At 63.2% G+C, this 21,930-nt stretch carries 18 protein-coding genes and 1 tRNA gene; 10 read left to right on the top strand and 9 right to left on the bottom strand.

Translation table 11 applies throughout. From position 1 onward, the window contains the following. Positions 1-155 precede the first annotated feature (155 nt). The 8 genes from VGN68_RS17815 (at position 156) to VGN68_RS17780 (ending at position 9,841) form a co-directional block, all read left to right on the top strand. Positions 156-1,502 carry a glutamine synthetase family protein gene (locus tag VGN68_RS17815; protein ID WP_293704379.1) on the top strand — a complete coding sequence of 449 codons (1,347 nt, stop codon included), beginning with the start codon at positions 156-158 and terminating at the stop codon, positions 1,500-1,502. Between the two features lie 114 nt (positions 1,503-1,616). Beyond that, positions 1,617-2,885: an FAD-binding oxidoreductase gene (locus VGN68_RS17810; RefSeq protein WP_327478631.1), complete on the top strand. Its 1,269-nt coding sequence runs from the start codon at positions 1,617-1,619 to the stop codon at positions 2,883-2,885. Next, positions 2,882-4,225, top strand: a complete 1,344-nt coding sequence (locus VGN68_RS17805) for an aspartate aminotransferase family protein (protein ID WP_327478629.1) — start codon at positions 2,882-2,884, stop codon at positions 4,223-4,225. The genes VGN68_RS17810 and VGN68_RS17805 overlap by 4 nt, the downstream gene beginning before the upstream one ends. A 7-nt stretch (positions 4,226-4,232) precedes the next feature. Continuing rightward, a complete protein-coding gene (locus tag VGN68_RS17800) occupies positions 4,233-5,624 on the top strand; it encodes a glutamine synthetase family protein (protein WP_327478627.1) in 1,392 nt (463 codons plus the stop codon). Between the two features lie 92 nt (positions 5,625-5,716). After that, complete coding sequence (locus tag VGN68_RS17795; RefSeq protein ID WP_327478625.1) at positions 5,717-6,823, top strand: spermidine/putrescine ABC transporter substrate-binding protein; 1,107 nt, start codon at positions 5,717-5,719, stop codon at positions 6,821-6,823. Positions 6,824-6,841: 18 nt separating this feature from the next. Next, entirely contained in the window at positions 6,842-7,747 is a 906-nt protein-coding gene (locus VGN68_RS17790) for an ABC transporter permease (protein WP_327478623.1), read from the top strand. Further along, on the top strand, positions 7,747-8,589 hold the full coding sequence (locus tag VGN68_RS17785) for an ABC transporter permease (protein WP_327478621.1): 843 nt from the start codon (positions 7,747-7,749) through the stop codon (positions 8,587-8,589). The genes VGN68_RS17790 and VGN68_RS17785 overlap by 1 nt, the downstream gene beginning before the upstream one ends. A gap of 121 nt (positions 8,590-8,710) precedes the next feature. Then, a complete protein-coding gene (locus VGN68_RS17780; protein ID WP_327478619.1) occupies positions 8,711-9,841 on the top strand; it encodes an ABC transporter ATP-binding protein in 1,131 nt (376 codons plus the stop codon). A 108-nt stretch (positions 9,842-9,949) separates the two neighbouring features. Here VGN68_RS17780 and VGN68_RS17775 read toward each other — a convergent pair whose 3' ends face one another. From VGN68_RS17775 to VGN68_RS17735, 9 genes are all read right to left on the bottom strand, one after another. Further along, the gene (locus tag VGN68_RS17775) at positions 9,950-10,888 is read right to left on the bottom strand and encodes a DUF808 domain-containing protein (RefSeq protein ID WP_327478617.1); all 939 of its coding nucleotides are present in this window, start codon (positions 10,886-10,888) and stop codon (positions 9,950-9,952) included. 144 nt (positions 10,889-11,032) lie between these two features. Beyond that, complete coding sequence (locus VGN68_RS17770) at positions 11,033-12,406, bottom strand: aspartate aminotransferase family protein (protein WP_327478615.1); 1,374 nt, start codon at positions 12,404-12,406, stop codon at positions 11,033-11,035. A 185-nt stretch (positions 12,407-12,591) separates the two neighbouring features. Next, complete coding sequence (locus tag VGN68_RS17765; RefSeq protein WP_327478613.1) at positions 12,592-13,332, bottom strand: gamma-glutamyl-gamma-aminobutyrate hydrolase family protein; 741 nt, start codon at positions 13,330-13,332, stop codon at positions 12,592-12,594. Positions 13,333-13,423: 91 nt separating this feature from the next. Beyond that, positions 13,424-13,500, bottom strand: a tRNA-Arg gene (locus tag VGN68_RS17760). A gap of 44 nt (positions 13,501-13,544) precedes the next feature. Further along, a complete protein-coding gene (locus VGN68_RS17755; RefSeq protein WP_327478611.1) occupies positions 13,545-14,072 on the bottom strand; it encodes a DUF1254 domain-containing protein in 528 nt (175 codons plus the stop codon). A 1-nt stretch (position 14,073) separates the two neighbouring features. Beyond that, positions 14,074-14,649: a DUF1214 domain-containing protein gene (locus VGN68_RS17750; RefSeq protein ID WP_327478609.1), complete on the bottom strand. Its 576-nt coding sequence runs from the start codon at positions 14,647-14,649 to the stop codon at positions 14,074-14,076. A 39-nt stretch (positions 14,650-14,688) separates the two neighbouring features. After that, positions 14,689-17,349, bottom strand: a complete 2,661-nt coding sequence (gene ppdK, locus VGN68_RS17745) for a pyruvate, phosphate dikinase (RefSeq protein ID WP_327478607.1) — start codon at positions 17,347-17,349, stop codon at positions 14,689-14,691. Between the two features lie 102 nt (positions 17,350-17,451). Then, a complete protein-coding gene (glyS, locus tag VGN68_RS17740; RefSeq protein WP_327478605.1) occupies positions 17,452-19,818 on the bottom strand; it encodes a glycine--tRNA ligase subunit beta in 2,367 nt (788 codons plus the stop codon). 136 nt (positions 19,819-19,954) lie between these two features. Then, positions 19,955-20,878, bottom strand: coding sequence for a glycine--tRNA ligase subunit alpha (locus tag VGN68_RS17735; protein WP_327478603.1), 924 nt, complete (start codon positions 20,876-20,878; stop codon positions 19,955-19,957). 212 nt (positions 20,879-21,090) lie between these two features. Here VGN68_RS17735 and VGN68_RS17730 point away from each other — a divergent pair, with 212 nt between their 5' ends. Further along, complete coding sequence (locus VGN68_RS17730; protein ID WP_137753487.1) at positions 21,091-21,306, top strand: helix-turn-helix transcriptional regulator; 216 nt, start codon at positions 21,091-21,093, stop codon at positions 21,304-21,306. Further along, complete coding sequence (locus tag VGN68_RS17725; RefSeq protein WP_327478600.1) at positions 21,272-21,922, top strand: hypothetical protein; 651 nt, start codon at positions 21,272-21,274, stop codon at positions 21,920-21,922. Before VGN68_RS17730 ends, VGN68_RS17725 begins: the two co-directional genes overlap by 35 nt. The last annotated feature ends 8 nt before the right edge of the window (positions 21,923-21,930 follow it).

Genomic DNA, 21,930 nt, shown 5'->3' with positions numbered 1-21,930 from the left:
CTCTCCCGACCAGTCGAACGCGCGCATAGTGACCGCGGCGCTCGCCACTGGCAACGGCGAAAATGGCCGATAACGGCCCCTCTGGCGCTCTGCTCCACTTCGCGATAGGCTGCGTCCGTACAACCGGGCCAGCTCCTTGGCCCAATCGGGGGCTCATGTCAGTCAATCTGGAACAGTGGATCAGCGACCATAAGATCGACGAAGTCGAATGCATCGTCCCCGATATCAACGGGGTTCAACGCGGCAAGGTGCTCCCCGCCAAAAAGTTTCTGGCGTCGGTGAAGGACAAGTCGCTGCGCATCCCGGGCAGCGTGTTCATCTGCACGATCGACGGCCATTACCCCGAGGATATCGACGATATCTGGGACAAGGATCCCGACAAGATCCTGATCGCCGATCCCGACACCATTTGCGTCGCGCCGGGGTTCAAATCGCCGACGGCCTTCGTGATCGCTGACGTCCTCAACCGCGACGGCAGCGAAGTCGATATCGCGCCGCGCACGATTCTGAAAAAAGTGCTCGCGCTCTACGCCGAAAAAGGCTGGCGCCCGGTCATCGCGCCCGAGGTCGAATTTTACCTCGTGTCGCAGAATGTCGATCCCGACTTTCCGCTGACCCCGCCGACCGGCCAGTCGGGGCGCAGCGAGTCCGCCAGCCAGCCCTATGGGCTGGAAGCGATGAACGAATATGAGGATATCATCGATCATATCTATGACGATTGCGAGCTGATGGGGCTCGATATCGACACGATGATCCATGAAATGGGCGCCGCGCAGCTGGAGGTCAATTTCGAGCATGGCGACCCGCTGCGGCTGGCCGACGAGGTGTTCCTGTTCAAGCGCGTCGTGCGCAACGTCGCCAAGCAGCACGACGTCTATGCGACCTTCATGGCCAATCCGATGGCGGGCCAGCCGGGCAGCGCGATGCACATCCACCAGTCGGTGGTCGACGCGACGACCGGCAAGAACCTGTTTTCGACCGCCAACGGCCGCGACAGCGCGATGTTCCGCAGCTACATCGCCGGTCTCGTCCGCTATATGCCGCAGATCGCACCGCTATGGGCGCCCAACGTCAACAGCTTCCGCCGCATGCGGCCCGACAGCGCGGCGCCGATCAACGTCCAGTGGGGCGAGGACAATCGCTCGTGCGGGTTCCGTGTCCCGATCTCGGAAAAGGCCAACCGCCGCGTCGAAAACCGCCTGCCCGGCGCCGACAGCAACCCCTATCTGGCGATCGCCGCGTCGTTGATCTGCGGTTACATCGGCGTTGTCGATCGCATGGTCCCGGCGAAATCGATCACCGGCAGCGCATACAACCGCGCCCGTACCCTGCCCCGCACATTGGAGGCAGCGCTCGACCGGTTCAGCTCGTGCAAGAAGGTCCGCAATCTGCTCGGCGACGATTTCTTCGAAATCTTCTTTGCCGTGAAGGATTATGAGCTGTTCAATTACCAGTCGGTGGTATCGAGCTGGGAACGCGAACATCTGTTGATGCGGGTTTAGCGTGTCGTCAGAGCCACCTTCCCCGTTCGCGTCGAGCGAAGTCGAGACGCCGCGCAGGCGCGCGAGGTGTCTCGACTTCGCTCAACGCGAACGGGATTAGCGATTGGCTCTCGAATGAGCGACCCACTCAACAACAGCTATTACGCCGCGACCGCGCACGAATGGCGACCGCGCAACGACATCCGGGGCGACGCGCGCTGCGACGTCGCGGTGATCGGCGGCGGATTTACGGGCCTCAGCGCCGCTCTTGCGTGCGCTGAGCGTGGCTTTTCGGTTGTCCTTGTAGAAGCGGGCTACGTCGGATTCGGCGCCTCGGGACGCAATGGCGGGCAGCTCATTCCGGGCCTCCGTTGGGCGGCATCGGAACTGGAAGAAGAATTTGGCCGCGAGCGCGCCGATGCACTGTTCGACCTTTGCTGGCGCGACAACCGCGTGATGGCGCGCATCGCGAAGCACGGGATCAAATGCGACCTGAAAGCGGGTCATCTAGAGGCCGCATGGACCTGCCGGGATTTTGACACGATTCGCCGTGAAGCCGACTATTTGGCAACGCGGTTCGGCTATAAAAGCGAGATCGTAGAAAAGGCCGATATGGCCGCACACATCGCGACGCCGCTTTACCACGGCGGCATCCACGATCCGCAGGGCGGACATTTCCATCCGCTAAACTATGCGGTTGGCCTTGCCCTTGCTGCCGAAAAGGCCGGCGTCGATATCCGGGAAAGTCATCGCGCCTATCAGATCGAGCAGGCGACCGACGGCCCTCGCGTGATAACGGATTGGTCCGAAATCGATGCCCGCTATGTCATCGACGCGACCGATAGCTGGATCGGCCAGGTCGAACCCGACCTTGGCCGCTACACCGTGCCGATCATGAACTACAATATCGCAACCGCCCCGCTCGCAAACGCCGACGCGTTGCTCCCCAGCGATGCCGCGGTCGCCGACAGCCGGTTCGTGCTCAACTATTTCCGCCTCTCTGCTGACAAGCGCCTGATCTTTGGCGGTGGCGAGCGGTATTCGCAGACGCCGCCGCGCGACATCGCGGCGTTCGTGCGGCCCTTTATGGCGCAAGTTTTCCCGCAGATCGCCGATGCGAGGATCGATTATGGCTGGGGCGGCGCGGTGGCGGTGACGATGAACCGGCTGCCGCATATCGGGCGACGCGGGAATGTCTTCTTTGCACATGGCTTTTCGGGGCATGGCGCGCTGGTGACGACGCTGGCGGGCGAACTGATTGCCGAGGCGATGGCGGGGACCGCGGAGCGGTTCGATGTGCTGGCGAACCTGCCCTCAAAGCCCTTCCCCGGCGGCAAATGGCTGCGCCAGCCGCTCGCGACGCTGGGGCTGCTCTACTATGCGATGAAGGACAAGCTCGGATGATTGCCGGGGCCGCTATCGCGCGCGTTGCCGAACGCGAGGCCGGGCGCTTCCGCAGTGCGAACCCGCGGGCCTTCGCGCATCAGGCCGCGGCGACCGGCTGGTTCCAGTCGGTGCCGTTCCACTGGATGCGCGACTGGCCCAGCCCGGTGCCGATCGTCGCGGCGTCGGCGAAGGACGCAACCCTGACCAGCATCGACGGTCAGACCTACGACGATTTCTGCCTTGGCGACACCGCCAGCCTGTTCGGCCATTCACCGCCCGCTCTCGCCAGCGCGCTGGCGCAGCAGGCGCGCGAGGGGCTGAGTTATATGCTCCCCACCGAACGCGGCGCGGCGCTGTCGGCCAAGCTCGCCGCGATGTTCGGCCTACCGCAGTGGCAGGTCACGACCACCGCCAGCGAAGCCAATCGCGCGGTCATCCGCTGGTGTCGCGGTATCAGCGGACGGCGCAAAGTGCTGATATTCAACGGCGCCTATCATGGCGCGGTCGGCGACGCCTTCGTCGATCTGAAAGACGGCCAGCCGGTCATGCGCGCCAGCCTGATCGGCCAAGTCCATGACCTGCGCGACACGACGACTATGATCGAGTTCAACGACGAAGCTGCCCTCGCCGATGCGCTGCACCGCGGCGACATCGCCTGTGTCCTTGCGGAACCGGTGATGACCAATGTCGGCATGGTCCGCGACGCGCCGGGATTTCTCGGGACGCTCCGCCGACTATGCGACGAGACCGGCACCCTGCTGGTATTCGACGAAACGCACACCATCTCGTCGGGCTATGGCGGCCATGGCGTCACCCATGGCCCGAAGCCCGACCTGATGGTGGTCGGAAAATCCATCGGCGGCGGCGTTCCGTGCGCGGTCTATGGCTTCACCGCCGACGTCGCGGCACGGATGGCGGCGCTCAACCAGTCGCGCCCAGCGGGTCACAGCGGCATCGGCACCACGCTCTCCGCCAACGCGCTCGCAATCGCTGCCATGGACACGATGCTAAGCGACGTCATCATCCCCGCCTCCTATGATCATATGCTGCGCGGCGCGGCGCGTCTGGTCGCCGGGCTCGAACAGGAAATCAGGAACGCTGGCCTTGACTGGCACGTCACCCAAGTCGGCGCGCGCGTGGAATTTCTCACCTGCCCCACCCCGCCGTGCAATGGCGGCGAAGCGAAGGCGGCGATGCAGCCCGAACTGGAGGCGGCGATCCATCTGTTCCTCGCCAACCGCGGGATTTTGCTGGCGCCGTTCCACAATATGATGTTGGTGAGCCCGGTTACCGGCGACGACCAGATCGACCGGTTGGTGGACGGCTTCGCCGACTGCACCAAAGCATTGAAGGAGTAGAGGGGCGATGTCGAAATCATCGGGCGTTGTGGCGCCGCGTTCGGAGGCCGAGGCCTTTTTCAACGCCAATCCCGACGTCGATTCGATCGAGATGATCTACACCGACATGGGCGGCGTGCCGCGCGGTAAGCGGCTGCGCCAGCATGAGGTGATGGCGGTGTATGAAAGCGGGCGCATGTTCCCCGGATCGATCACGGTCGTCGACATCACCGGCCAGGACACGGTCGAAACAGGGTTGGTGTGGGAAGATGGCGACGCCGACCGATCGATGAAGCCGATCCCCGGCACCCTCGTCCGCACCCCGTGGGGCGGCGACCATGCCGCGCAATTCCTGGTCGATTTCTACGAGCTCGACGGCACCCCCCACGACCTCGATCCGCGCCATGTGCTCGGCGGCGTCATCGACCGCTTTATCGCCGACGGGCTGACCCCGGTGCTCGCGGTCGAGCTGGAATTCTACCTCGTCGATCCGCGCCGTGCCCGCGATGGCACGGTACGCCCGGCACGTCCGGGGTACAGCCGCGACACGCCGCGCAATGTCGAGGTTTACGGCCTGCGCGAACTAGACGATTTCCGGCCCTTTTTCGACGCGCTTTATGCCGCGACCGACGCACAGGACATTCCGCTCGAAAGCGCAATTTCCGAATTTGCGCCGGGGCAATTCGAGCTGACGCTGCGCCATAAACCCGACGCGCTGCGCGCCTGCGACGATGCGATCATGTACAAGCGGCTCGTCAAGGCGGTGGCGCAGCAGCACGGACTAGAAGCCACCTTCATGGCCAAGCCCTTTGCCGAGCAGGCGGGCAGCGGCATGCACATCCATGTCTCGGTCAACGACGGTTCGGGTACCAACATCTTCGCTAGCGACGAGCCGGAAGGCACCCCCGCGCTCCGCCACGCGATCGGCGGCATGATCGCGACCGTCGGTGATGCCTTTGCGCTCTTTGCCCCGCACGCCAACAGCTATCGCCGCTTCAAGGCAAACAGCTACGCCCCCGTCGCGCCGACTTGGGGCGTCAACAATCGCACCGTGTCGTTCCGTATCCCCGCTGGCCCGCCTTCCAGCCGCCATGTCGAGCATCGCGCCTGCGGCGCCGACGCCAACCCCTATCTTGCCGTGGCCGCAGTGCTTGCGGGCATGCATCACGGCATGACCAACAAAACCGACCCCGGCGCCGCCGTGGTCGGCAACGGCTATGACCGCGACAATTCAGGCGACGACAAGCCGCCGTCGAACTGGTTCGCCGCCGTTGATCGTTTCCACGGATCCAAGCTGATGCGCGACTATCTCGGGTCACGCTTTGTCGACATGTTCAGCATCGTCAAACGCGTCGAACAAGACCGCTATTTCGGCGTTGTCCCGACGCTTGATTACGACTGGTACCTCCGCAACGCATGAATCTTTCAAAGAATCCTTTTGCGGTGCAAAATAACCTCTTTCCAAGCGGGCTTTATTGAGTCAGCTTGACGTCACAAACAGGGAGGCCGCACATGGATCTGAACGAACTGATCAAGCAAACCCGCGGGCGTCGCTCGCTCTTGCAGGCGATGGGGGTCGCGGCGATCGGGATCAGCTTTGGCGGTCTTGCCGCATGCAGCAAGGGCGAAGGCAAAAAACTCGCCAATGGCGAAGAAGGCAAGCTCAACTTCTACAACTGGGACACCTATATCGGCGAAACGACGCTCGACGATTTCAAGGAAGCCAGCGGCGTCGAAGTGAAGATGGACCTGTTCGACAGCAACGACGTGCTGTTCGCCAAGTTCAAGGCCGGCAACCCCGGTTACGACGTGATCGTCCCCTCGAACGACTTTGTCGAACGCATGGCGCAGGCGGGGATGCTCCAAACGCTCGACCATGCCCAGATCCCGAACATGAAGAATGTCGATCCGACCTTTATCGACGTCGATTATGACATGGGCCGCAAATTCTCGATGCCCTACACTTGGCTCGCGCTCGGCATCGGCTATCGCAAGTCGAAGGTGAAGACGAAGCCCGACAGCTGGAAGGTGCTGTTCGACAGCCCCGAATATGCGGGTCGCATCGCTTGGCTGTCCGAGGCTGGCGACATGTTCCGCCTCTATGGCAAATATCTGGGCAAGTCGGTCAACGCGCTGACCCCCGCCGACATCGCGACAATCGAAGCGATGATGATCAAGCAAAAGCCCAATGTGAAGAATTTCCATGTCGATGACGGGCAGGATCTGTTGCTCAAGGGCGATATCGACCTGGTGCTCGAATATAATGGCGACATCGCGCAGGCGATGACCGAGGATGACGACATCGATTTCGTCGTTCCGAAGGAAGGCAGCCAGCTCAATTCGGACAATCTGTGCATTCCGAAGGGCGCCCCGCATCCCAAGAACGCGCACGCCTTTATCAACTATCTGCTCGACGGCGAAGTCGGCAAGAAGATCACCGAAACGATCCTCTATCCGACCCCCAACGCCGCGGCCAAGGCGCTGATGCCCGACAGTTACAAGAACAACCCGGTCATCTATCCGCCCGCCGACGTGCTGGCGAAATGCGAATATGCGAAGTTCAATCCGACCTTGCAGCCGCTGTTCGAGGAAGCCTTTACGCGAGTGCGCGCGGCTTAAAAACGAAAGGCTTGGGGGGTGGCCGAACAGGATTGGAAGACGAGCAAAAGGACGTTCGCAGCAGTATCGCTGCCGACCCTGTTCTGGGTGGTCGTCTTCTTTCTGGTGCCGATGGCCATCGTCTGGCTTTACAGCTTCGGTGAAAACCGCGGCCTGACCGACATCGAATTTTCGGGCACGCTCGACAATTACAAGCGCGCGACCGAGTGGCTCTATCTGACCATTTTCGGCAAAAGTCTCGCCGTCGCGGCGCTCGTCACCCTGATCTGCCTGATCATCGGCTTTCCCGTCGCGATGGCAATCACCTTTGCCAGCGAGAAATGGCGGCCGTGGCTGCTGCTCGGCATCATGCTGCCCTTTTGGACCAACCTCCTCATCCGAACCTACGCACTTATGATGCTGCTCGGCACACAGGGTTTCGCCAACAAGGGGATGGGCGCGCTGTGGGAAGGCACAAGTTGGATCAAGACGCTCGTCGGGCTGCAACCGCTACCAACATGGGAGCCGGTCCAACTCCTCTTCAACAATTTCGCGGTCGTCTTCGGGCTGGTGTACGTCCATCTTCCGTTCATGGTGCTGCCGCTCTACGCCGCGCTCGACCGGCTCGACCGCAGCCTGATCGAGGCGAGCCTCGACCTTGGCGCCGGGCATTTCCGCACGATCATGCGCATCGTCGTTCCGCTGGCGGCGCCCGGTATCATCGCCGGGGTGATGATCACGCTGATTCCGGCGCTCGGCGCCTATCTCACCCCCGATCTGATGGGCGGCACCGACAGCCAGATGATCGCCAATGTGATCGAACGCCAGTTCAAGAAAGCGAATGACTGGCCGTTCGGAGCGGCCCTCTCTTTCCTGCTTATCTATGCGATGTTTGCGCTGATCGCGATCCAGTCGATGCGCAAAAAAGTGCCGGAGGTCCGCTGATGGCCCTGTTCGCCCGTACTCCCGTCGCTCCGCTCGAATATAGCCGCACCCTCTGGATGCGCCTGTGGGTCGGGGCGGTGATGGTCTTCCTCTATGCACCGCTGGTCGTGCTGATGATCTTTAGCTTCAACGACAGCAAGCGCAACGTCGTGTGGCGCGGCTTCACCACCAAATATTACGAGAAGGCGCTGGGCAACGACCAGCTGGTCGAGGCGCTGATCAATTCACTGACCATCGCGGCGCTCGCAACGCTGGCCAGCCTCGTCCTCGGCACGCTCGCTGCCGTCATGCTATGGCGCTTTCGCTTTCCGTGGAAGGGTGCGATCGACGGGACGATCTCGCTGCCCATCATCGTCCCCGAAATCTGCCTCGGCGTCGCATTCCTGATGTTCTTTGCCGCGGTGGGGTGGCCGACCGATCTTGTGTGGCCGTTCAACCTCGGTGCGATCACTATCGCGCACATCACCTTCTGCTTCCCCTTCGTCACTATGGTCGTCCGCTCACGGCTCGCAAGCTTCAACCGCGAGCAGGAGGAAGCCGCGAAGGATCTGGGCGCCAGCGAAGGCCAGGTGTTCCGCGACGTGCTGATCCCGCATATCAAGCCTGCGCTGGTCGCAGGCGCTTTGCTGTCCTTCACCCTCAGCCTCGACGATTTCGTGATCACCTATTTCACCAGTGGCCCCGACACGATCACCTTCCCGGTGAAGGTCTATTCGATGGTCCGCTTCTCGGTGACGCCCGAGGTCAATGCGGCGTCGACCCTGCTCATCATCCTGACCGTCATCCTGACCTTCATCGCGCTCAAGGCCCAGGGCGTGAAAGCCATTGCGGAGACGCATTGATGGGCCACCCTCTTTTACCGTTCGTGTCGAGCGAAGTCGAGACACCCCGAAGGCGCGCACTGCCGATGGGCTTCTCGACTTCGCTCGATGCGAACGGTGTTGATAGGTTGAACCTTTGACCATGACCGAACCCGCCAAGCCGATCATCCAGATCCAGAATGTCTCGAAACGCTTTGGCAAGGTGACTGCGGTCGACAATGTCAGCCTCGACATCAACGCGGGCGAATTTTTCGTGCTGCTCGGCCCGTCGGGCTGCGGCAAGACGACGTTGCTCCGGATGATCGCGGGCTTCGAACTGCCCACCGAGGGGCGCATCCTGATCGACGGGCAGGATATGGCGGGCATTCCGCCGAACAAGCGCCCGGTTAACATGGTGTTCCAGAGCTATGCGGTGTTCCCGCACATGAGCGTCGCCGACAATGTCGCTTATGGCCTCAAGATCGCCGGGGTGAAGGGCGGCGAGATCAAGGATCGCGTCGCCGAGGCGCTCGACCTGGTCAAGCTCGGCGGCTTTGGCGAGCGCATGCCCGACCAGATGTCCGGCGGCCAGCGCCAGCGCGTCGCGCTCGCGCGCAGTCTGGTGATGCGGCCGAAAGTGCTGCTGCTCGACGAACCGCTGTCGGCGCTCGATGCGAAACTCCGCGCGCAGATGCAGTTCGAACTGTCTGAATTGCAGGAAAAGGTCGGCATTACCTTCGTCACCGTCACCCACGATCAGGACGAAGCGCTGTCGATGGCGTGCCGCATCGGGGTGATCAACAAGGGCGAGGTCGCGCAGCTCGCGACGCCGTCCGACCTCTATGAATATCCCTCTAATCGCTTTGTCGCTGATTTCGTCGGCTCGGTGAATATCTTCGAGGGCAAGCTGACCCTCGATGAGCCCGACAAAGCCGCGGTCGACTGTCCGGGGGTCGGCAAGATCTACCTCAATCACGGCGTCACCGGCCCGCACGGCGCCGATGTCTGGATCGCGCTGCGCCCCGAGAAAATTTACCTCCACGTCCCCGGCGAAGGCAAAGCGGTCAAGGCGGCAGCGCAGGACGCGCCCGACGGCTATAATTTCGCGCGCGGCAAGATCAAAGGCATGAGCTACCTCGGCGACATTACCTTGTTTGAGATCGAACTGGATGGGGGGGCGCGCATCCGCGTCTCACGTCCCAATTTGTCGCGCCACGACCAGGAGGATTTCACCTGGGACGACAAGGTCAGCATGCACTGGCGGGCGGACAGTCCGGTGGTGTTGCTGGGGTAATATCCCTCTATTCGTCATTGCAGGAGCGAAGCGACGCGGCAATCCAGGGGCGGCCTTGCACCGCTCTAGATTGCCGCGTCGCTTCGCTCCTCGCAATGACAAGGTCGATTAGTGCGCCGCCTTCTTCCCCTGCACTAGATGCAGCGCCGCTACAATCAACCCGCCCAGCACCAGCCCGAACACCCCGGCACCGCCGGCATTGATCAACCATTCCCACAAGCCCGCGGCAGGCAAATTCCCCGCCACCGCATGGGCAAAATCGTGCAGGCCATGCCCCAGATTGCCGATATGATATTCGTCGAGCGCATGCAGGATGATCTGACCACCGACCCACAGCATCGCCGCGGTCCCGACCAGCGCCAGCGCGCCGAGCAACTTGGGCATGAAGGCCACCAGCCCGCGCCCGATCGCGCGACGGACGCTATTGCCCGCTTTCGCCATGTGCAGGCCAATGTCGTCCATCTTCACGATCAGCCCGACCGCGCCGTAAACCGCAATTGTGATCGCGATCGCCACCACGATCAGCGTCGCGGCGCGCATGGCAAAGGCTTCGTCGATCACTTCGTTGAGCGCGATCACCATGATTTCGCCCGACAGGATGAAGTCGGTGCGAATCGCGCCCTTCACCATCGTTTCTTCATGGTCCTTGTCGGCGACGATTTCCGCTGCCTCGGCGAGCGGCGTCTTGTCCTTGTGCAGCGAATGCCAAACCTTCTCGGTACCCTCGAAGCACAGATATGCCCCGCCGATCATCAACAGCGGGGTAATCGCCCACTGCGCGACCGCCGATAGGAGTAGCAGTGCGGGCAGGATCAGCACCAGCTTGTTGAATATCGACCCCTTGGCAATGCGCCAGATGATCGGCAGTTCGCGGTTGGGCTGAAATCCGGTGACATAACGCGGCGTCACCGCCGCATCGTCGACCACAACCCCCGCGGCCTTGACCCCCGCTTTCGACGCGGCGGCACCGATATCGTCGATGCTGGCCGCCGCCACCTTGGCGATCGTCGCGACGTCGTCGAGCAGGGCAAAAAGGCCGGAGGGCATGGGTTGATAGTCTTCCGTTCAAAATGTTGATCAAACGTCCTTATCCGTTCGCCCTGAGCTTGTCGAAGGGCCGTTCTTCCTTTTGACGTCACAAAGAAAAACGGTGCTTCGACAAGCTCAGCACGAATGGAACTAAGGAAAGCGTCAGAGCGCCCGCAATTTGGGCATAACCTCATCGAGTGATTTGCGGATGATGGCAACCATATCGTCGATCTGCTCGGTCGAAATGATCAGCGGCGGACACATAACAATGCTGTCGCGAATGCCGCGCACCATCAGGCCGTTCGCGATGCACGCATCGCGCACCATTGGCCCGGCCGTGCCCTCGGCCCCGCCAAAGCGCGCGCGCGTCGTCTTGTCGGCAACGATCTCGACCGCGCCGAGCAAGCCGATCGAGCGCGCTTCGCCGACGAGCGGGTGATCGTCGAGCGTCGCGAGCGCCTTCGCCAGATGCGGCCCGGTGACGCTCCCGGTCCTTTCGACCAGCCCCTCGCGCTCGATAATCTCGATATTCTTCAGCGCCACTGCCGCCGCGACGGGGTGCCCCGAATAGGTGAAGCCATGCACGAAATCGCCGCCGGTTTTGAGCACATCGACGACATGCGCTGCCACCGCGGTCGCCGAAATCGGCAAATATCCCGACGACAGCCCCTTCGCCATCGGCATCAAATCGGGGGTGAAGCCCATCACCTCGTGCCCCCACATCTTGCCGGTGCGCCCGAAGCCGCAGATGACCTCGTCGGCGACGATGAGCAGGCCATATTTGCGCGCCACCGCCTCGACCTTCGGCCAATAGCCCTTCGGCGGGATGATCACCCCGCCCGCGCCTTGCACGGGCTCACCGATGAAGGCGGCACAATTTTCGGGGCCGACTTCCAGGATCTTGTCTTCGATCGCCTGCACGCACGCGTCGCAGAACTCCTCCTCGCTCATCCCCTGCCCTTCGTTATAGGCATACGGTTGGCGGACATGCTCGACGCCAGCGATCGGCAGGTCGCCCTGCGCGTGCATCGCCTTCATCCCGCCCAGCGAGACGCCGGCGACGGTCGAGCCGTGATAGGCGTTCCAGCGGCTGATAAAGACGGTGCGCTTGGGTTCGCCCTTCAGCTTCCAATAATGGCGCACCATGCGGAACACCGTGTCATTGGCTTCGCTGCCCGAGGCGTTGAAGAAAACATGCGGCAGACGCCGACCGGTCAGCTCGGCGATCTTGGCCGCCAGCATCACCGTCGGCGGCGTCGCAGTCTTGAAGAAGGTGTTGTAGAACGGCAGCTCGCGCATCTGCGCCGCCGCCGCCTCGACCAGCTCCTCGCGGCCATAGCCGACATTGACGCACCACAGACCCGCCATGCCGTCCAGGATGCGGTTGCCGTCGCCGTCGTGGATATAGCAACCCTCGGCATGGGTGATGATGCGGCTGCCACCGAGCTTTTCGATTTCGGCCCAGTCTGCTTGGGCGGGAAGGTGGTGCGCGACGTCGAGGCGGCGCAGTTCGGCGATGTCGTGATTGCGGGGCATAGGAAAACTCCTGACTTGCTGAAAACCGTTTGCATCGAGCGAAGTCGAGATACCCCTCGAACTTGCGCACCGATGATGGGTGTCTCGACTTCGCTCGACACGAACGAAGAAGAGCACTTGGGTTTTCGATCAGGGCGAGAAGCTGATCCGCGCAAGATAGCGATCATAGCGGGTGACACGGCGGTTCATAATTCGCCTCTTAACGCACGGCCCAGCAGGTGGAAATAGGTCTGGCTTTCGGCGCTATCGTCGGTCGCCCATTCGGGATGCCACTGGACGGCGAGCAGCGGCGCACCGTTCGGCCTCGCGCTATACGCCTCGACCAGCCCGTCGGGCGCGCGCGCCTCGACCGTCAGCCCGTCAGCCAGCGCGCCGATCCCCTGGTAATGCACCGAATTCACCTCCAGCGTCGGCGCATCATAGGCCGCCGCCAGCAGCCCGCCCGCGACCAGCTCTACCGGGTGGCGATGGTCGAACATCGCATCGAAATCGACCTCATCCGGCGCATGATGGCGCAGCAACTGCGTGCTCGCCGACGTATCGCGGCGCAACGTCCCGCCCAGCGCGACATTGATCTCCTGAAACCCGCGGCAGATGCCGAACAGCGGCCGCTGCGCCGCGATCACCGCCTCGATCAGTTCGATCATCATGCGGTCGCGATCCGGATCGAACGGCCCCTCGCCCGCCGCCGCATCGCCATAACGCGCCGGTTCGACATTCGACGGCGTTCCGGTCAGCAGCACCCCGTCGAGGCGTCCGACGACTTCCTGTGCGCGCATATAATCGGGCAGCGAGGGAATGATCAGCGCCGCGCAGTCGGCATATTGCATCGCCGCCATCGCATAGCGGTTCATCACCGCTTGCGCGGTCTCGACGCCGACGGTGCGGTTGCAGGCGATGATGCCAAGAACGGGGCGCGCGGTCATGCCGCATTGCTGCCGATTTTCGTCGAACAGCGCCAGCGGAATCTCTGCCGAAAGGCGCCCTAAACGGCAAGATATCCGACGATAGGGAAAATGGTGCACCCGGAGCGATTCGAACGCCCGACCCTCAGATTCGTAGTCTGATGCTCTATCCAGCTGAGCTACGGGTGCGTGGAGAGGCGCCTTTAAGGGGCGTCGCGTGGGCGCGCAACCCCCTATTTCAGCTTTGTGACCGTGGCGCAGGACGATTGGCGGCGCACCGCGTTCAGCCCGCCGATTTCCTTGGGGTCTTTCAAAAGCAGGCGGATCAGCGCGATGCCGCGGTCATGGCTCGTGCGGACAACCTCGGCGCCCGCAGGGACCGCCTGCCCTTCGCGCGCCAGAATGATTCGGAACGGCTTGCCCGCCGCCTCGACATCGTTGCGGACAAAGATCACATCGGTCGCGGCGTCGAAAATGCTGAGCGAGCTGTAACGGCCCGGAACTGGCGCCACCTCGATCGCGAGCGGCCCTGCCGACAGGTCATAGGGACAGGTGGAATAGGCGAGGTCAGGGCTGGGCCGCACGACGGGCTGACGCGCGGGGGTCGCCAGATTGCCATGCGACATGGTGTTGATCCCACCCTGCCCCAGCCGCTCCATCGCGACGTTCATCAGGCCATAAGGGATCGCGCCGATCGCCGCCCACGCGGTCGCCGCAGCAAGGATGAATCCAAAGACGAGCGGGCCGAGCCAGTTGCGCATCTCAGCAGCCCTCCCTGACGATTTGCGGCAGCACCGCCTTCGCCGGATCGGCGCGGAACGCCTGCCCCGGGTTGTACATGCGGAGCGTCAGGTGGAACGGCTGGCCCTTGGTCCCGGGCAGCCATGCGTCATCGGCAGGCTTGTCCGGCGCGATCGTGACGCGCCATTCGCCTTTGGCATCCAGCGCAACATTGGCGCCATTGACCGACCAGATGTTCGCCGGATTGGCGACCAGATAGCCTTTGGCATCGTAGATGGTGACGCTCCACCAGCGCGCATCAAGCGGCTTGCCCGACAGGCGGTAGCGGCAATTGCCGTCGAGCGGCGCGCCCGCAGCATCGGTCGTCGCCGACCAATAGATGGTTTCTTTCGCGGGCAGGGCGAGCAGGCCAGCGCGGGCGACCAGCGCGCGGGTGACGGGATCTGTCGCTTTGGTGCCGAAACCCAGCGAGGTGGTCCATGGCCCGTTGGCAATCGCGCCATTGCTGAGCCCACCGTTGGTGAGCGCCCAGGCGGCGCCGAGGCCCGCGGTCACGCCGCCGACAAGGGCGATCGCATAGCGGTGCCAGCTCTTCATGACGTGCTCCCCCCGTCGTCACCTTCGCGGGGGCGACGACTATTTCGCTTTCAACGCCGCCTGTGCTGCCGCCAGCCGTGCAATCGGCACACGGTAAGGCGAGGCGCTGACATAGTCGAGGCCGGTTTGTTCGCAGAAATGGATGCTCGGCGCGTCGCCGCCGTGCTCGCCGCAGATGCCGAGCTTGACGTCGGGACGCGTCTTGCGACCGCGCTCCGCCGCCAGTTCGATCAACTGGCCAACGCCCTCGACATCCAGGCTGACGAAGGGGTCGGTCAGGAAGATACCCTTGTCGACATATTGGGTCAGGAAGCGGCCTGCGTCATCGCGGCTGATGCCGATCGTCGTCTGGGTGAGGTCGTTGGTGCCAAAGCTGAAAAACTCGGCGGTCTCGGCAATCTCGCCCGCCATCAGCGCGGCGCGCGGCAGTTCGATCATCGTGCCGACCAGATAGGCGATCTCGCGGCCCTTTTCGGCGAACACTGCCTTCGCTTGCGCATCGACGACCGCCTTCATCAGGTCAAACTCGCGGCGCGTGGCGACGAGCGGGATCATCACCTCGGGGATCGGTGCGGCGCCGGTGCCAGCGGCCACGTCGCAAGCCGCCTCGAAAATCGCGCGTGCCTGCATCTCGTAGATTTCGGGATAGGTGACGCCGAGGCGGCAGCCGCGATGGCCCAGCATCGGGTTGAATTCGTGCAGCTCGTTGGCGCGCGCCTTGAGCGCCTCAATGCCCACACCCGCCGCCGCGGCGACATCGGCAAAATCCTCTTCGCGCGTCGGCAAAAATTCGTGGAGCGGCGGGTCGAGCAGACGGATGGTGACCGGAAGGCCCGCCATCACCTCGAAAATCCCGGCGAAATCCGCCCGCTGTTCGGGCAGCAGTTTGGCCAGCGCGACGCGGCGGCCCGCCTCATTCTCGGCCAGAATCATTTCGCGCACCGCGGTGATCCGCGCGGCGTCGAAGAACATATGTTCGGTGCGGCACAGCCCGATGCCCTCGGCGCCAAAGTCGCGCGCGACTTGGGCGTCCTGGGGCGTTTCGGCGTTGGCGCGCACTTTCATGCGGCGCACCTTGTCGGCCCACACCATCAATGTGCCGAAATCGCCGACCAGTTCGGGCAGCAGCGTCTTGACCTCGCCCGCCATCACTTCGCCGGTCGATCCGTCGAGGGTGATGATGTCGCCCTCGCGCAGTTCGCGACCTGCGACGCGCAGCACGCGGGCGTTGCCGTCGATCGACAGCCCGCCGGCGCCCGAGACGCACGGGCGGCCCATGCCGCGCGCGACGACCGCCGCGTGGCTGGTCATCCCGCCGCGCGCGGTGAGGATGCCCTTCGCCGCATGCATGCCGTGGATGTCTTCGGGCGACGTTTCGACGCGGACCAGAATCACCGCCTCGCCCATCTCCGCGGCCTTTTCGGCAGCATCGGCGGTAAACATGATCCTGCCCGACGCGGCGCCGGGGCTGGCGGGCAGCCCCTTGGTCAGCACATCGCGCGGCGCGTCGGGGTCGAGCGTCGGGTGGAGCAGCTGGTCGAGTGCGCCGGGATCAACGCGGCCCACGGCTTCCTCCTCGGTGATCAGTCCCTCGGCCGCCATATCGACCGCGATCTTCAGCGCCGCCTTCGCGGTGCGCTTGCCCGACCGGGTTTGCAGCATCCACAGCGTGCCGCGTTCGACAGTGAACTCGATGTCCTGCATGTCGCGATAATGGGTTTCGAGCGTGTCGAACACTCGGCCCAGCTCGCCGAAGGTTTCCGGCATCGCCTCTTCCATCGACAGCGGTTTTGCCCCCGCCCGCTCGCGCGCGGCCTTGGTCAGATATTGCGGGGTACGGATGCCCGCAACGACATCCTCGCCCTGCGCATTGATCAGCCATTCGCCGTACCAGGCGCGCTCGCCCGTCGCGGGGTCGCGCGTGAAGGCGACGCCGGTGGCCGACGTGTCGCCCATATTGCCGAACACCATCGCCTGCACATTGACCGCGGTGCCCCATTCGGCGGGGATCGAATTCAGGCGGCGATAGACTTTCGCGCGGTCGCTTTCCCAGCTGGCGAAAACCGCGCCAACTGCGCCCCACAGCTGGTCGTTCGGTTCCTGCGGGAACGGCGCGCCGGTCTCGCGTTCGACGATCGCCTGATATTCGTTGACCAGCGTCTGCCAGTCCTCGGCCGACATTTCGGTGTCGAGGTAAAAGCCGCGATCTTCCTTGGCGATTTCCAGCGCTTCCTCGAACTCGGCATGGTCGAGCCCCATGACGACGTCGGCGTACATCTGGACGAAGCGGCGATAGCTGTCCCATGCGAAACGCGGATCGCCCGATGCTTCCGACAGGCCGACGACGGTCTTGTCGTTGAGCCCCAGGTTGAGCACGGTGTCCATCATCCCCGGCATCGACACCCGCGCGCCCGAGCGAACCGACACGAGCAGCGGGTCGGCTGGGTCGCCGAATGTCTTCCCGGTGATCCCCTCGATATGCGCGATGCCCGCGGTCACCTGTTCGATCAGGCCCGCGGGAAATTGTTCGCCATTGGCATAATAAGCGGTGCAGACGTCGGTGGTGATGATCAGGCCCGGGGGCACCGGCAGGCCGATCGATGCCATTTCGGCCAGGTTCGACCCCTTGCCGCCCAGCAATTCCTTCGAACGCTCAGCCGTCGTGGCCGCGCCGCCGAACAAATGCACCATCTTCGTCATGTGTAGCTCCTGCTGCCCCGGGGAGGAGGTTGCGGCTGGGTAGGTATGCAATCGCACTTAGTCGATTCAGTTTTGCTTCGTCCGTTCAAAGGGGCGTGGGGATCAACCCTCGATCTTTGAGAAATCGGCAACGCCATGCACCGCGCCGGTAAAGCGCGCGAGCAAACCAAGACGATAGGCGCGGACCGCTTCGTCGGGGTCGTTGACCATCACGTCGTCGAAAAAGGCGTCGATCGGCGCGCGGAGCGACGCCAGCGCGGCCATGGCATCGGTGAAGCGTTCGTCGGCGACCGCGGCGGAAGCGGCGGGTTCGGCGGCGTCGAGCGCGGCGAGAAGGGCGGCGTCATGCGCCGTCATGCTCTCCGGCGAAAGCCGGCGCCCAGAGCGTACATCCGCTGTCGTGAGTTCAGCGCCGCCCTGGGCTCCGGCGTTCGCCGGAGAACCTTGAGCCGCCTGCTTTAAAATATTCGCCGCGCGCTTATACCCCGCCAGCAAATTCGCCCCGTCATCGCTCGCCATAAACGCCTGCAACGCCTTCACTCGCGCCAGCAGCCGAACCAAATCATCCTCTCCGCCAAGCGCAAACACCGCGTCGATCAGATCGTGACGGACGCCGGCCTCCCGTTGCTGGACCTTGAGGCGGTCAAACAAAAATGCGACAATTTCGATCAACGTAGCCGCATTCTCTCGATCACGCTCAATTACGGTGACGGGCGCATCCGGCTCTAATGGCGTGCCCATTTTCGGGAAGGCAGCTTTCAGCAATGCCTGCGCGTCGCTGGGATTGGCTAGATAAGGAAAAACGCCGACCACTCTGTCAATTTTTTCACTGTTCTCCGAGAAATAAATATGGTCGAGAACTCCAAACATGCTTTTCAGCACGCCTTGGGAAAGTGAAAACCGCAGCCGATTGGTTAGAATTATAGCTGAAATAGCAATGCCGGCCCGGCGAAGCGCAAAGGGATCCTTTGAACCCGTGGGACGCTCATTGATCAAATAGAACGCAACGAGCGTATCCAGCTTATCCGCCAACGCCACAGCCACCGTCACCGGCGCGGTCGGCACGTCATCGCCCTGCCCGACCGGCTTGTAATGGTCGCGGATCGCATCGGCGACCGCATCGCCCAAACCTTCGGCGCGGGCGTAGTAGCCGCCCATCAGGCCTTGCAGTTCGGGGAATTCGCCGACCATTTCGGTGACAAGGTCGGCTTTGCACAGGCGCGCGGCGAGTTCGGCCTGGTCGGCGAGTTCTTCCGTGTTCCCCGGCGAAAGCCGGGGCCCAGGGCTGCCTGACGCTGCCGTTTGCTCTGTGCCGCTCTGGGCCCCGGCGTTCGCCGGGGAACGGTCTGTTACGATCCCCGCCTCGACCAACCACCGCGCCAGCTTCGCAACGCGCTCGACCTTGTCGGCGACCGTCCCCAGCTTCTCATGGAACGTGATCCGGTCCAGCTTCTTCGCATGGTCTTCCAACCGCGTCTTGCGATCTTGCTCCCAAAAGAAGCGCGCATCCGACAGGCGCGCCGCGAGCACCTTGCGATTGCCCGCAACAATCTCCGCCCCGCCATCGACCGCATCGATGTTCGCGGTGCAAACAAAGCCGTTCGCTAGCTTGCCCGCGGCATCGTTCACGACGAAATATTTCTGGTTCACGCGCGCCGTCAACTGGATGACCTCGGGCGGCACTTCCAGAAACGCTTCGTCGAAGCGCCCGAGCAGCGGCACCGGCCATTCGGTCAGACCGGCATTCTCGATCACCAGCCCCTCGTCCGGGACGAGCGTCAGCCCGGCGTCGGCGGCGGCCATGGCAGCGCCGTCGCGGATGATCGCCTGCCGCTCCTCATGGTCGACAATGACGTGGCAGGCGCGCAGCTTTTCGGCATAGTCAGATGCCGAGCCAATGGTGATCTCGCCCGGGCAGTGGAAGCGATGGCCACGCGTCGCATAGCCCGACGCAACCCCGCCGACCTCGCACGGAATCAATTCCTCGCCAAAGATCGCGACGATACCCGACAGCGGCCGCACCCAGCGCAGGCTTTCGCTGCTCGCGCTGTCCTTCCCCCAGCGCATCGACTTGGGCCAGGCAAAGGCGCGGACGATTGCGGGGATCGCTTCGGCCAGCACCTCGGCAGTCGCGCGGCCGGGCTTGTCGATGACAGCGAAATACACGCCGTCGCGGTCTTCGAGCTGGTCCTGCGTAAGGCCGGTCTTGCGCAGGAAACCTTCGAGCGCCTGCGGCGGCGCGCTGCTGCGCGGGCCTTTGAGCTCTTCGCTGACCGCGGCGGTCGCGTCGGGCAAACCCTTGGCGATCAGCGCGAGGCGACGCGGGGTCGACCAGATGGTGAGATCGCCGACATCGATGCCCGCGGCCGCCATCTGCGCCCGGAATAACTTGTCGAGCTCGGCGCGCGCGCCGGCCTGCATCCGCGCGGGGATCTCTTCCGAGCGCAGTTCGAGAAGGAAGTCGGTCATGCCAAAACCTCCGATCCCCAAACCCCGTTCGCATCGAGCGAAGTCGAGATGCCGCGAAGGACAGCGCTAAGCCGCTGCGTGTCTCGACTTCGCTCGACACGAACGGAGAAGAGGACGGCGGAACTACGACAGGCCATCACAGCGTCCACCCCGGATATTTCGCGGTCCATGCGTCCGACTGGCTGTCGATCCACGCCTTGCAGCTCCCCTTCGCGAGGTCGCGGACGCGGGCCATGTAGTTGGCGCGTTCCTGGACGCTGATCACGCCGCGCGCCTGGAGCAGGTTGAACAAATGGCTCGCCTCAATCGCCTGGTCATAGGCCGCCAGCGGCACGTTCGCGGCGATCGCACGCTGGCATTCGGCCTCGGCCGCCTTGAAGCCCGCAAACAGGCTGTCGGTGTCGGCGACCTCGAAATTCCATTTCGAGAACTGCCGTTCATTCTCCAGAAACACATCGCCATAGCTGACCCCCGAAACGTCGCCGACCGGGTCGGAAAAGCGCAGGTCGTACACATTGTCGACATTCTGGATATACATGGCGAGCCGTTCGAGCCCGTAGGTTAGCTCGCCCGCGACGGGCTTGCAGTCGAAACCGCCCATCTGCTGGAAGTAGGTGAACTGGGTGACTTCCATGCCGTCGCACCAGACTTCCCAGCCCAGCCCCCACGCGCCCAGTGTCGGGCTTTCCCAGTCGTCCTCGACGAAGCGGATGTCGTGGAGCAGCGGGTCGATGCCGATCGCGGCCAGCGAGCCCAGATATTGTTCCTGCAGGTCGGCGGGCGACGGCTTCAGGATCACCTGATACTGGTAATAATGCTGGAGCCGGTTCGGGTTCTCGCCATAACGGCCGTCGGTCGGGCGACGGCTGGGCTGGACATAGGCGACATTCCACGGCTCGGGGCCGAGGCTGCGCAGCGTTGTCGCCGGGTGAAATGTCCCCGCTCCAACGCGCATGTCATAGGGTTGCAGGATCGCGCAGCCGCGGGCGCCCCAATAGGCGTGCAGCGTCAGGATGATGTCCTGAAAGCTCAAGGATTTCGTCTCCGCCGCGTCGGCCACTATTCGCTCTTTCGCAGGTGCAACAAGTGTCGCTGCCCTTGGCGCAGGGCGCGTGCAGGGTCAAGGCGCGTGCGGCGTGGATGTTAGCGAAAGTGCCGCGCAGCGCGTCATTTCGGAGCGATGTAAGGTCTTGTTGACACAGTCAGCGAATCATGTCATTTAGTCATGGACACATGACATACGGTCAGTGTCGCCTGACAACGGGATCGATGATGAACAACCAGTTGAAGGTGCTGCGCGCGATGCGGAACTGGAGCCAGGCCGAACTGGCCGACCGGCTCGACGTTTCGCGGCAGGCGGTGAACGCGATCGAGACGGGAAAGTACGACCCGTCGCTGCCGCTCGCGTTCAAACTGGCGCGGCTGTTCGCGATGCCGATCGAGGAGATTTTCGATGATGGCCATGAAGGACATGACGATGGTGAATGAACCGCAAGGCACGCACCCGCGCCCCGGCGTGCTGTGGCCGACAGTCATCATATTGGGCACCGTATTCCTGATGGGCGGCGTTGCCGGTTATCTCGACGCGCATCGCGCCGATGGCGGCGACGGCCCTTCCGGGCTGGTCGCGGGCGGGCTTGTCCTGTTGGCCGGCACTGTCGTGATGTGGCTGTACCTTCGCCGTTTCGGCGCCTTCTGGCAGGGTTGGTCGCGCCGCAAACGGCTCTATACCGCCAGCGTTGCGGGATCGGGACTGCTCGGTTTCGTCACGGCCATATTGCTCCGCAGCGGCCAGTCGGACGTCACGGCCGACCCTTTTTTCAGCAACAGCGCCCTGTCACCACAGATTGCGATCGGGTTGGCGTTGCTCTGGGGTGTCGGTATCTCGATCGCGATATTTATCTATCAGCGGACGATCGATGATCATGAACAGCGCGCCTATTTGTGGGCGGGGCTGGCAGGATATTATGCCTTTGTGATCCCGGCTCCGATGTGGTGGGTGCTTTCCCGCGCCGACCTGGCTCCGCCGGTTAATGCCATGCTGCTGTTCTTGCTCACCGTCGCGGCCAACGCTCTCGTATATATGTGGCTCAAATTTCGATAATCACTTTC

Source organism: Sphingopyxis sp., assembly GCF_035998965.1.
Classification (GTDB): domain Bacteria; phylum Pseudomonadota; class Alphaproteobacteria; order Sphingomonadales; family Sphingomonadaceae; genus Sphingopyxis.
This window is presented reverse-complemented; position numbering and strand designations above follow the sequence as displayed.